General features: G+C 41.3%; 13 protein-coding genes. 12 read left to right on the forward strand and 1 reads right to left on the reverse strand.

Going from position 1 to position 12,594, the window contains the following annotated elements:
- Nucleotides 1-48: 48 nt before the first annotated feature.
- Nucleotides 49-975, reverse strand: coding sequence for a ribonuclease HIII (gene rnhC, locus E2R51_RS01205; protein ID WP_133375203.1), 927 nt, complete (start codon nt 973-975; stop codon nt 49-51).
- A gap of 110 nt (nt 976-1,085) precedes the next feature.
- On the opposite strand from rnhC, the gene zapA reads away from it, so the two are divergent.
- The 12 genes from zapA to trxA all read left to right on the forward strand — a co-directional run bounded on the left by zapA (nt 1,086) and on the right by trxA (nt 12,437).
- Nucleotides 1,086-1,361, forward strand: coding sequence for a cell division protein ZapA (zapA, locus tag E2R51_RS01210; protein ID WP_205703301.1), 276 nt, complete (start codon nt 1,086-1,088; stop codon nt 1,359-1,361).
- A gap of 7 nt (nt 1,362-1,368) precedes the next feature.
- A complete protein-coding gene (locus E2R51_RS01215; RefSeq protein ID WP_133375205.1) occupies nt 1,369-1,908 on the forward strand; it encodes a CvpA family protein in 540 nt (179 codons plus the stop codon).
- 112 nt (nt 1,909-2,020) lie between these two features.
- Entirely contained in the window at nt 2,021-3,733 is a 1,713-nt protein-coding gene (polX, locus tag E2R51_RS01220; protein ID WP_133375206.1) for a DNA polymerase/3'-5' exonuclease PolX, read from the forward strand.
- 12 nt (nt 3,734-3,745) lie between these two features.
- Nucleotides 3,746-6,106: an endonuclease MutS2 gene (locus E2R51_RS01225; protein ID WP_133375207.1), complete on the forward strand. Its 2,361-nt coding sequence runs from the start codon at nt 3,746-3,748 to the stop codon at nt 6,104-6,106.
- A gap of 29 nt (nt 6,107-6,135) precedes the next feature.
- Nucleotides 6,136-6,543, forward strand: a complete 408-nt coding sequence (locus tag E2R51_RS01230) for a DUF350 domain-containing protein (RefSeq protein WP_133375208.1) — start codon at nt 6,136-6,138, stop codon at nt 6,541-6,543.
- A 237-nt stretch (nt 6,544-6,780) separates the two neighbouring features.
- Nucleotides 6,781-8,475: a long-chain-fatty-acid--CoA ligase gene (locus tag E2R51_RS01235; protein ID WP_133375209.1), complete on the forward strand. Its 1,695-nt coding sequence runs from the start codon at nt 6,781-6,783 to the stop codon at nt 8,473-8,475.
- Nucleotides 8,476-8,740: 265 nt separating this feature from the next.
- On the forward strand, nt 8,741-9,322 hold the full coding sequence (locus tag E2R51_RS01240; RefSeq protein ID WP_133375210.1) for a fatty acid metabolism transcriptional regulator FadR: 582 nt from the start codon (nt 8,741-8,743) through the stop codon (nt 9,320-9,322).
- 13 nt (nt 9,323-9,335) lie between these two features.
- On the forward strand, nt 9,336-10,109 hold the full coding sequence (locus E2R51_RS01245; RefSeq protein ID WP_133375211.1) for an enoyl-CoA hydratase: 774 nt from the start codon (nt 9,336-9,338) through the stop codon (nt 10,107-10,109).
- Nucleotides 10,110-10,133: 24 nt separating this feature from the next.
- Nucleotides 10,134-10,907: an electron transfer flavoprotein subunit beta/FixA family protein gene (locus E2R51_RS01250; RefSeq protein ID WP_133375212.1), complete on the forward strand. Its 774-nt coding sequence runs from the start codon at nt 10,134-10,136 to the stop codon at nt 10,905-10,907.
- Between the two features lie 49 nt (nt 10,908-10,956).
- The gene (locus tag E2R51_RS01255; RefSeq protein ID WP_133375213.1) at nt 10,957-11,931 is read left to right on the forward strand and encodes an electron transfer flavoprotein subunit alpha/FixB family protein; all 975 of its coding nucleotides are present in this window, start codon (nt 10,957-10,959) and stop codon (nt 11,929-11,931) included.
- Between the two features lie 39 nt (nt 11,932-11,970).
- Nucleotides 11,971-12,108, forward strand: a complete 138-nt coding sequence (locus E2R51_RS19695) for a hypothetical protein (RefSeq protein ID WP_165967102.1) — start codon at nt 11,971-11,973, stop codon at nt 12,106-12,108.
- A 14-nt stretch (nt 12,109-12,122) separates the two neighbouring features.
- Entirely contained in the window at nt 12,123-12,437 is a 315-nt protein-coding gene (gene trxA, locus E2R51_RS01260) for a thioredoxin (protein WP_133375214.1), read from the forward strand.
- Nucleotides 12,438-12,594 lie beyond the last annotated feature (157 nt).

Here is a 12,594-nt window from a genome sequence, read left to right on the forward strand (position 1 = left end):
GAATGCGGACATACGGCTCTTTCAATCATATGTTTTAAAGCTGTTCACTTATAAACGTTTGGCTTTGCCGGTATTGGCGAAATGCAGCTTTGCAAAATGGTTAAGTCCGGCTTCTCCTTTTTGTTTAAGAAGTTTTGCAGCGGCAAGATCCACTTTTGCTCCTGCTCCTTTTGGCAATGTAAATCCAGCATCTTCACTGAGCTGATCCATAGCGCGTAAAAAAGCATATCGTGCAATGATAGAGGCGGCTGCCACAGATAAGTGGATGCTCTCAGCTTTCGTGCTGAAAAAGACATTCTCTCTTATAATGTCTGTCTGTTCTTTTATATGGCGGTAATAAATATCTTTTTCAGCGAATTGATCAATTAAAATGCCATCCGGCTTTTCGGGTTCGATTTTTTTCAGCAAATGTTTAATGGCCTGATTGTGCAGCACTGCTTTTATCTTCCCCTGCGACCAGCCGCGGGCCTGCTGTTCATTGTATTTTTCATTGGGCAGTGTCAGCAGGCTGTAAGGCACTGTATGCAGTAACTTTTTAGCAATTTCGATGATTGCAGGATCCTTTAAATGCTTTGAGTCTTTCACGCCATATTCTTTTAACAGTGCCAATTGATCCCGATTGACATAGGACGCCACAACTGTGATCGGGCCAAAATAATCGCCTGTTCCCACTTCGTCTGAACCAATCATGGACAATGTTTCAATGAGCGGTGGCAGATTGCCTGATTTGGCTGAAGTCTTAGCGGTTTTTTTAGAAGTTGAATTCACTGGTGCGTCTCCCCATTTTGACGCTTCCGTCTGTGCTTCTTTGCCCTGGAAAAGGACTTTGCCGGATGAATATGCGGTAACTGAAAATGCTGTAGATTTTGCTGCAAAAACTGCACCTGGAGGCGTGGTGTTTTTTAGAATGGCAGAGTAATGTGTTTTCATCTTGTTAATAGTTTCACGATTAAGTACTAATACTGTATTTGGCACGTAATGAGCTCCTTTATCTGTTTAAACTTACCTATTTTTCACTGTCCTGTTAACTTTTCTTTTCAAGTTGAAATACTACGTGTTATGATAGTGATTAGGATTCTCAGGGAATGGGGGCTTATACGTTGTCTCACAATGAAAAAAATCGCATAAGCGTTGATATCTATGGACAATCATACTCCATTGTTGGCAGTGAGTCTACGTCGCATATCCGGCTTGTTGCGTCAATGGTTGATGATAAAATGAGGGAAATTAGCAGTAAAAATCCATCCCTTGATACGTCAAAACTAGCGGTTCTTACAGCGGTTAATGCTGTTCATGACTATTTAAAACTAAAAGAAGAAATAGAAGAGTTAGAGAATGAATTAAAAAAATTAAAGGATTGAATGCTTGATGTTAAGTTTAGTTTTACTGATTCTCCTGGTAATGGGTTTTCTAGTAGGCTTGCGCCGGGGGTTTATTTTACAGCTGATACACATGATAGGATTTTTTATCGCTTTTTATGTAGCATACGTTTATTATGACGTTCTTGCTCCAAAGTTAACGCTATGGATTCCATATCCCTCATTTGACAGTCAATCGCAGTTAAGTATGATTGCTGAATCAGTTAATTTTGAGGATGCCTATTACCGCATCATCGCATTTGCAATTATATTCTTTAGTGTGAAGATCATCATGCAGCTGATCGGATCGATGTTTGACTCTGTTTCACAATTCCCTCTGCTTCGACCGTTAAACGTGTTTGGCGGTGGAGTACTCGGGCTGCTGGAAATTTATATCATTGTGTTTGTTCTATTATATATTGCAGCTATGCTTCCGATTGGTCAGATTCAAGGTGCATTGGAAGGTTCATGGATAGCAGAATTTATGTTAAAGCAAACGCCTGTTTTCTCAGAACAAGTAAAAGAATGGTGGCTGGAATCCCGCTCTTAAAAAAGGGAAAATCACATCGTTTGATGCCTGGATCTCCATCAAATGGAGGCCAGGCTTTTTATTATTGCTAAATATTTGCTAACATGAAGAGTGAAACGGAGGGATTTTACGAATGAATAAAAAAAATCTCATAAAGCTTTTAGAAACGATTGCCACTTATATGGAATTGAAAGGTGAAAATCCTTTTAAAACAGGCGCTTTTCGCAAAGCAGCTCAGGCAATTGAACTCGATGACCGAAGCCTTTCTCAAATAGATGATTTTAAAGCCCTAAAAGGTGTCGGAAAAGGGACGGCAGCCGTAATAGAGGAATATTTGGAGACTGGCCAGTCAACTGTGCTGGATTCTCTTAAAGCGGAGGTTCCGGAAGGGCTTGTGCCGTTATTACAATTGCCTGGTCTTGGTGGAAAAAAAATAGCGAAGCTGTATCAGGAGCTTAATGTACAAAATATAGATGACTTGAAAAAAGCGTGTGAAGAAAACCGCGTTCAGGGACTTGCTGGATTCGGGGCAAAAACGGAAGAAAAAATACTGGCGGTCATCGGTGAAATCGGAAAACGGCCGGATCGTTTTCCCATTTCATTTATGCTGCCCATTGCTGATGAACTCGATGAGGCATTAAATACCATTTCAGCTGTGGACAGGTTTTCCAGAGCAGGAAGCCTAAGAAGAGCCAGGGAAACCATTAAAGACTTAGATTATATTGTATCAACCAGAAAACCGGTGGAGGTTCGTGAAAAACTGCTCGAAATCAACAAGATTAAAGAGGTTATTGCGAATGGGAATACGAAAGTTTCCATTGTGTTGGATCGGGGGTTTGATGTTTCCGTGGATATCCGGCTCGTACCTGAGGAGTCATTTGCCACAACGCTCCACCATTTTACTGGATCCAAGGACCACAATGTAAAAATGCGGCAGATAGCAAAAGAGCGCGGTGAAAAAATAAGCGAATATGGTGTGGAATCCATTGAAAGCGGAGAGGTGCTTCATTTCTCTTCAGAAAAAGATTTTTACGCACATTTTAAGATGGCTTTTATCCCTCCGGAAGTCAGGGAAGATGGCAGGGAAGTTGACAGACATAAAGATGCCGCAAATCTAATTTCGTTATCGGATGTTAAAGGTGATCTTCATATGCATACTACATGGTCTGATGGAGCGTATTCTTTAGTGGAAATGATTGATGCATGCAGAGCCAAAGGATACGAATACATGGCGATAACAGATCACTCCCATTATCTGAAAGTGGCCAATGGACTTTCTGCTGAGCGGCTTGAAAAGCAAATGAATGAAATAAAAGCACTGAATCAAAAATATGATGATATCGAAATATTAGCTGGAATTGAAATGGATATATTACCAGATGGTTCGCTGGATTATGACGATGAATTATTAAGTCAGCTCGATATTGTCATTGCTTCAATTCATTCAAGTTTTTCACAATCACAAGAAAAAATAATGAAAAGGCTGCAAACGGCACTTAACAATCCTCATGTTGATATCATTGCTCATCCCACTGGCCGGATCATAGGGCAGCGTAAAGGATACGATGTGGATGTTAAAGCGTTAATTGAGCAGGCTGCAAAAACAGGAACAGCATTGGAATTAAATGCAAACCCGAATCGCTTAGACCTGAGTGCGGAATTTGCTGAAATGGCTCAGGAACATGGCGTCCCAATGATCATCAATACGGATGCCCATGATATTCCTCACTTGGAGTTTATGGATATGGGTGTAAAAGCAGGAAGAAAAGGATGGTTAAGAAAGGAATCTGTTTTAAATACCAGATCTTTCAAGGATTTTTCTGAATTTCTTAACCGGCATAAGTAAGGGGGATTTTGTTTGAATGCCAAAGCGTTAAATACATTGGAATTTACTAAAATAAAACAGCTGGTGCTGGAATATGCAGCTTCTGAGCTGGGCAGCATCAGAATAAAAAAAATGGAACCTTCTACCTCTTTGGATGAAGTAATCGAATGGCAAAATGAGACAGACGAAGCTGCAACAGTTCTCCGTTTAAAAGGAGGAATGCCGCTTGGTGGCATTTTCGACATTCGTCCGCACGTCAACCGTTCTCAGATCGGCGGTTCTTTAAGTCCGCTGGAGCTAGTAAAAATCGCCAGCACGATTCGTGCAAGCAAGACCATCCGGCAATTCATTGAGAAACTCATAGAGGATGAAGATCTTGAACTGCCTATTTTGGAAAATAAAAAAGAAATGATGGCCATTTTAACTCCTTTGGAACACTTGATTTTTGATGCGATAGACGAAAACGGAGAGGTGCTTGATTCTGCAAGCCCGGATTTAAGGGCAATTCGTCAAAAAATCCGGTCAAGCGAAAGTCGTATTCGTGAAAAACTTGAGAGTACGATCCGGTCCAAGAACGCCCAGACCATGCTGTCAGATGCGATTATCACCATACGGAATGATCGTTATGTTATACCGGTTAAACAAGAATACCGCGGTCACTATGGCGGGATTGTTCATGATCAGTCTTCTTCAGGACAAACACTTTTTATTGAACCTGAAGCGATTGTAAGTGTTAATAATCAGCTCAGGGAACAGCATATAAAAGAGCAGGAAGAGATTGAGCGCATTCTGCTTGAATTAACAATGGCGGTTAGTGCTGAAGCTCATGATCTCCTCTTAACCGTTGATATTTTAGGCGATATTGATTTTATGTTTTCTAAAGCAAAGTATGGACGGGCAATAAAAGCAACAAAGCCTGATGTGAACGATCAGGGAATGATCCACCTGAATAAAGCGAGGCATCCGCTGCTGCCAATGGACGAAGCGGTGGCCAATGATATTTTTATGGGAGATGAATTTACAGCCATTGTCATAACAGGCCCCAATACAGGGGGTAAGACAGTGACCCTTAAAACCATTGGGCTGTGTACGTTAATGGCACAGGCCGGACTTCCTATCCCGGTGCTGGACGGATCAAAAATAGCAGTTTTTGAGTCTGTTTACGCCGATATAGGAGACGAGCAGTCGATTGAACAAAGTTTAAGTACCTTTTCTTCTCATATGGTAAATATCGTCAGTATTTTAAAGGAAGCAGACAGCGGCAGTCTTGTTTTATTTGATGAATTGGGAGCAGGCACCGACCCTCAAGAAGGAGCAGCTCTTGCAATTTCAATACTTGATGAGGTTCACAATAAAGGGTGCCGCGTGGTGGCAACAACTCATTACCCGGAGCTAAAAGCCTATGGATATAATCGCGACGGAGTCGTTAATGCAAGCGTGGAGTTTGATGTTAACACGTTAAGTCCTACCTATCGTCTTTTAATTGGTGTACCGGGCCGCAGTAATGCTTTTGATATTTCGAAGCGCCTTGGGTTAAGCCAGCATGTGATTGATCACGCCAAATCATTTGTGGGAACTGACAGCAAAGCAGTTGAAGCGATGATTACGTCACTTGAAACCAGCAGAAAGAGCGCTGAAAAGGATTACCAGGATGCACATGATTATCTGAAAGATGCTCAATCTCTTCATAAAGATATGCAAAAACAGATGAGTGAATACTGGGATAAGCGTGAAGAGCTGTATGAAAAAGCAAGACAGAAAGCGAATGCCGTGGTGGAGCAGGCAAAAACAGAAGCTGAAGAAATACTTGCAGATTTGCGGAAATTGCGTCTGGAAAAAAATGCCGATGTTAAAGAACATGAATTGATTGATGCAAAAAAAAGACTGGATGAAGCCACCGTTGCTCCATCAAATAAAAAACCTAAAACTACTGCACCAAAAACCGCCAGAGTCCTGCAGCCGGGTGATGAAGTAAATGTTCTTACATTTGGCCAGCGCGGAATTTTATTGGATAAAGTTTCAGATACTGAATGGAGCGTTCAAATCGGAATCTTAAAAATGAAAGTAAAAGAGAAGGACATGGAATTTAAAAAAGCTGAGAAAAAAGCAGAGCCAAAGCCCCTTGCAACAGTCAAAGGCAAAGAATATCATGTAGGGCTTGAACTGGATCTTCGGGGAGAACGTTATGAAAATGCTCTGATGCGGGTGGATAAGTACATTGATGATGCACTTCTCGCGGGTTACCCAAGAGTTTCCATTATTCATGGGAAGGGAACCGGCGCACTTCGTTCAGGTGTTCAGGAGAAGCTTAAAAATCATCGCTCGGTTAAACGAGTCCGTCTTGGGGAAAGTGGAGAAGGCGGAAGTGGAGTAACCGTGGTAGAATTTAAATAACAGTTTAAACAGAAGGTGGTTTGCTTGGTATGGAGGAATTCTGGCAGCATCCTTTAATTGAAACGGCTGGCTATTACAGTGTAGTTGTTCTTTGTATGATTTTGTTTTTAGCAGTATTTGAGATGGTGACAAAATATAATAACTGGGACGAAATAAAAAATGGCAATATTTCTGTCGCCATGGCAACCGGCGGAAAAATCTTTGGGATGGCCAATATTTTCCGCCATTCAATTGAACAGCATAATACACTCATTTCAATGATGGGCTGGGGCATTTATGGATTTGTTCTGCTGCTAATTGCCTATTTTATGTTTGAGTTTTTAACCCCGAGGTTTCGTGTCGATGATGAAATTCGTAAAGGCAATAAAGCAGTAGGATTTATATCTATGGTTATTTCAATTGGATTATCCTTTGTCATTGGAGCCAGTATTACTTAGGAGGAAGCGGTATGGAAACGCTGTCGAAAGTATTGATCGTATGTTGTGCAGCTTTTATGCTTATCGGAGTTATTTATTTGGTTTTTATGTAATAAAATAAAAAATAAAGACACGGATTTTTAACGGATTCTGTGTCTTTTTTCTTATAGTAAATTGTAACCGCTTACCTTATGGATTATAATAAAGTGAGAAATGAGAATTTTCTAACATTTACTCATTTTAAAAGGAGGGATTTGCATGGTAAACCAGCCTTGGCTCGATCTCTACCCAGAGACGATACCCACCCATCTGACACTGGAAGAAAAACCGGTTCATGCTTATTTAACCGAAGCCTCAAAGCGTTATCCGGATAAGATGGCCGTTCATTTCATGGGAAAAGAGTTCACGTACAAGGAAATGCATCAGCATTCTTTGAAGATGGCGAAGTATCTTCAGGATATTGGCATTGAAAAAGGAGACAGGGTAGCGATTATGCTGCCGAATACACCTGCTTCAGTCATCGCGTATTACGGCATATTGTATGCGGGAGGCGTTGTCGTACAGACAAATCCTCTTTACACGGAGCGGGAAATAGAATATCAAATGAAAGATTCAGGAGCCAAGGCGATCATTACATTGGATTTGCTGTTTCCAAGAGTCTCCAATGTATTTAACAGCACAGAACTTCAGCATATGATTGTCACATGCATAAAAGATTTTCTTCCCTTTCCTAAAAATCTTATTTATCCTTTTATCCAAAAAAAGCAGCATGGCATAAAAGTGAAAGTGGCGCACAGCGGCAGCAATCATCTTCTCACTGAAATATTAAAAATTGCCACACCGGATCCGGTTGAGCATCCTTTGGATTTTGAAGAAGATATCGCCATTCTTCAGTACACCGGCGGTACGACAGGCCATCCCAAAGGGGTTATGCTTACCCATAAAAATTTGATTGCCAATGCATCAATGTGTGACGCCTGGTTGTATAAAAACAAAAAAGGGGAAGAAATCATTTTAGGGATCCTGCCTTTCTTCCACGTTTACGGCATGACAACCGTTATGATTCTGTCTGTTATGCAGGGATACAAGATGGTTCTGCTGCCAAAGTTTGATGTGGATACCGCATTAAAAACCATCCATAAACAGCGCCCAACCATTTTTCCAGGTGCGCCAACGATTTATATCGGTATTTTAAACCACCCGGATCTGAAAAAATATGACCTTACTTCAGTAGAATCCTGTTTAAGCGGTTCCGCTCCGCTGCCTGTAGAGGTTCAGGAAGAGTTTGAAAAATTAACTGGAGGAAAACTCGTTGAGGGTTATGGCCTGACTGAATCTTCGCCTGTCACTCATTCAAATTTTATTTGGGATCAAAAGAGGATAAAGGGCAGTGTTGGCGTACCGTGGCCAGACACGGATTCTAAAATCATTTCCATGGAAACAGGGAAGCCGCTGCCGCCTGGAGAAATAGGAGAAATAATCGTAAAGGGTCCTCAAATTATGAAAGGCTATTGGAATCAGCCTGAAGAAACAGCTGCTATTTTAAAAGATGGCTGGCTTTATACAGGAGATTTGGGCTATATGGACGAACAGGGGTTTTTCTATATTGTAGACCGCAAGAAAGATATGATTATTGCTGGCGGCTTTAATATCTATCCACGTGAAATTGAAGAAGTCATGTATGAGCACCCGGCAATTCAGGAAGTGGTTTCTGTAGGTGTTCCGGATCCTTATAGAGGGGAAACCGTAAAACTGTTTGTTGTTATTAAACAAGATCATGAAGCGACCGAGGAAGAACTCGATGCATTTGCCCGTCAACGCCTTGCTTCTTACAAGGTTCCAAGAATTTATGAATTCAGAGATGAGCTGCCTAAAACAGCTGTCGGTAAAATTCTGCGAAGAAAACTTGTGGAGGAAGAAAAGGAAAAGCAAGCACAAGAAAAGCTTGGATAATTCCAGACGGGAAAGAGTGCTGAGAATTCACTCTTTCCAACCCAATCTTTTTTGTATTATACTTGACTAAAATAAGGTTAGTTAGTAAGATGAATTTATGAATGATTGTTCATTCATAAATTCATCTTTTTATTAAGCTCTTTTTGATTGGAGCAGAAGGTGGGTTACCCCCGCTCCACGAAAAACGATCGCCGTCAGCGGGAATTAGCAACAAATTCCTTTGTTGTAAAATGGTAATAAGGAATGGACGAAAGGTGATGACCCAATGAAAAAGGACAAACCAAAATATAAACAAATTATTGATGCAGCTGTAGTGGTTATTGCTGAAAACGGGTATCATCACGCACAAGTATCTAAAATTGCAAAGCAGGCAGGAGTGGCAGACGGAACGATTTATCTTTATTTTAAAAATAAAGAAGATATCCTGATTTCTCTATTTGAGGAAAAAATGGGGCAGTTTGTTCACTCTATCCGAAATAAAATGGTAGAAAGTGAAAATACAATTGAACAACTTGAAGTATTGATTAGAAGTCATTTTCAAATGCTTGCTGAAGATCATCACCTGGCCATCGTAACTCAATTGGAGCTCAGGCAGTCGAATAAAGATATTCGCCTTAAAATTAATAAGGTATTGAAAGAATATCTGCTTCTGGTGGATGAAGTGCTACATAATGGAGTAAAAACAGGTTTACTTTCACAAGATTTAGATATTCGATTGGCAAGACAAATGGTCTTTGGTACGATTGATGAGGTGGCAACTACGTGGGTAATTAATGATCAAAAGTATGATATTACCAAACTTGCGCCGGGAATACATTCACTTATTGTGAACGGACTAAGCAAATAAAGGGGAGAAGAGGATGGACTTTTTACAATGGGAAACTGATCAGAATGTATCAATCGCAACGATACAGCGTCCTCCTGCTAATGCTCTCTCAAGCCAGCTGATTGAAGAAATCGATCAATGGCTGACTGCTGTGGAGCATGACTCGCAGATTAGAAGTTTACTGATTCATGGAGAAGGCCGCTTCTTTTCTGCTGGGGCGGATATTAAAGAGTTTACTAAAGTTGAAGATGAAGCAGGCTTTAGTGAACTGGGCAGAAGAGGACAGCGCGTATTTGAAAGAATGGAATCATTCTCCAAACCGATTATTGCGTCCATTCATGGGGCTGCATTAGGCGGAGGACTGGAACTCGCGATGGGATGCCATATCCGTTATGTGAGTGATACAGCTAAACTTGGATTACCTGAGCTTCAACTGGGACTTGTTCCGGGATTTGCAGGATCTCAGCGTTTACCGCGATATGTAGGGTTTGCCAAAGCGGCAGAAATGCTGCTGACAAGTGAACCTATATCGGGCTTCGAAGCGGTCGAATGGGGTCTGGCCAACAGGGCTTTCCCGGAGGACGAAGTATTCGAAAAATCGAAAGCGCTTGCAATGAAAATAGCGGAAAAAAGCCCAATATCAGTAAAAGCTACACTGGACTTACTTCAGTATTCGAAAACAGCTGATTTTGAAAATGGTGTAAATAAAGAAGCTGAGTGGTTTGGCGAAGTATTCGTATCAAAAGATGCAAAAGAAGGCATTGAAGCATTTATTCAAAAAAGAACACCGGTTTTCAAGGGTGAGTAAAAGAAAAATTGGAGGGAATCCATTATGAATATTTTTGTGCTGATGAAAAGAACGTTTGATACAGAAGAAAGAATTTCAATAAGCGGCGGGAAAATCGCAGATGACGGCGCAGAGTTTATTATCAACCCTTATGATGAATATGCAATTGAAGAAGCCATCCAGCTTCGCGATGCTCACAGCGGCGAAGTGACAGTGGTATCAGTGGGCTCAGAAGAAGCAGAAAAGCAGCTTCGCACAGCGCTTGCTATGGGAGCAGATAAAGCCGTTTTGATCAATATTGAAGATGATGTGGAAGAAAGCGATCAATTCACGACAGCCCGTATTTTGGGAGAGTTCCTGAAAGACAAAGAAGCGGACTTAATTATAGCAGGAAATGTGGCAATTGATGGCGGCTCGGGACAGGTAGGGCCGCGGGTTGCAGAACAATTGGATATCCCTTATGTAACAACGATTACAAGCATTGAAGTGGAGGGGCAAAAGGTTACGATAGTACGGGACGTAGAGGGTGATTCAGAAACAATCGAAACATCTCTTCCGCTATTAGTGACAGCTCAGCAAGGCTTAAATGATCCGCGCTATCCATCTCTACCGGGCATAATGAAGGCCAAGAAAAAGCCTCTCGAAGAACTTGAACTGGATGACTTGGATCTTGAAGAAGACGATGTGGAGCCTAAAACCAAAACTATTGACATCTATCTTCCACCTAAAAAAGAAGCGGGACGTGTTCTTGAAGGAGAGATTGATGCACAGGTAAAAGAATTAGTTAACCTCCTTCATAAAGAAGCCAAGGTAATCTGATTGTCACGTTAAAAAATAAACGCATATCAACTTTCAGGAGGGAACACTAATGAGTAAAAAAATACTGGTATTAGCTGAAGCACGAGAAGGTGCATTGCGGAACGTATCATTTGAGGCCATAGCAGCAGGAAAAAAGCTTTCAAACGGCGGTGAAATTGTAAGCGTTTTAATTGGTGAAGGAATTTCTTCATTAAGCCAGGAACTGGTGGAATATGGAGCCGACAAAGTTGTAACAGTTGAACATGATAAGCTAAAACAGTATTCATCAGATGGCTATGCTCAAGCACTGCTTGCGGCTATTGAAGCTGAAAGCCCGGATGGAATCGTGTTTGGACACACAGCGCTGGGTAAAGATTTATCACCGCGTATAGCAAGCAAGCTTGGAAGCGGTCTGATATCTGATGTAACGTCCATTGAAGAGAGCGGTGGAAAGCTTGTTTTTATTCGTCCGATCTACAGCGGGAAAGCATTCGAGAAAAAAGTGGTTAATGGCGGACTGGTTTTCGTTACGATTCGTCCAAACAACATCGATCCTCTTCCGAAAGAGGAAGGCAGGTCAGCTGAAGTCACTTCATTAAATGTAGACATCACTGATCTTCGCACCATCATAAAGGATGTTGTAAGAAAGGCAACAGACGGAGTAGATCTTTCCGAAGCAAAAGTTATTGTGGCAGGGGGGCGTGGAGTAAAAAGTGAAAGCGGCTTTGAGCCGTTAAAAGAACTTGCGGATTTACTTGGTGGTGCAGTGGGTGCTTCCCGTGGAGCTTGTGACGCGGAATATTGCGACTACTCCCTTCAAATTGGCCAGACGGGCAAGGTTGTGACGCCTGATCTGTATATCGCTTGCGGCATCTCTGGCGCCATTCAGCACATGGCTGGCATGTCGAATTCAAAAGTTATCGTTGCGATTAATAAAGATCCTGAAGCAAATATATTTAAAGTTGCTGACTATGGGATTGTAGGCGATTTATTTGATGTTGTACCTTTACTTATAGAAGAATTTAAAAAAATAAAAGTTTCTTGATTCAATCAGTCCTCCAATGTATAGTTGGAGGGCTTTTCAATGTTAAGAAAAATGGGAATGAAGGCAGAAGAAAAGGGCAGGATAGGAAATGCGAAACAGTCATTTAAAACGCCAGAGGCAAAAAATTGGCTTAACCAAATAGGGGGTGCTATACTTTCCCTATATTCGGTACTTTAAAGGAGGAAACAAACATGGCAATTGCACATGCTACGGATCAAACATTCACAACGGAAACAAATGAAGGCCTGGTTTTAGCTGATTTTTGGGCACCTTGGTGCGGACCTTGTAAAATGATCGCTCCAGTTCTTGAAGAACTTGATTCTGATATGGGTGAAAAAGTGAAGATTGTTAAACTGGATGTAGATGAGAACCAGGAAACAGCAAGTAAATTCGGTGTAATGAGCATCCCGACACTAGTCGTGTTCAAAGACGGCGAAGTAGTGGATAAAGTAGTTGGATTCCAGCCGAAAGAAGCACTTGAAGAACTTTTAAACAAGCATGCTTAATAATGATCAGGAACCGGGCTTTTGCGCCCGGTTCTTTTTTGTTATTCTTCGTTTTCTCTCTCATAATAATCAGCTCTTTTAAACTCGATCGATGTACTAAGCCTAATAATTAAATATTCTTTCGAACATATGACCCCCTATTTTTGCAATTCCTACA

Origin of the sequence: Jeotgalibacillus sp. S-D1, assembly GCF_004358665.1 — a bacterium.
Taxonomy (GTDB): domain Bacteria; phylum Bacillota; class Bacilli; order Bacillales; family Jeotgalibacillaceae; genus Jeotgalibacillus.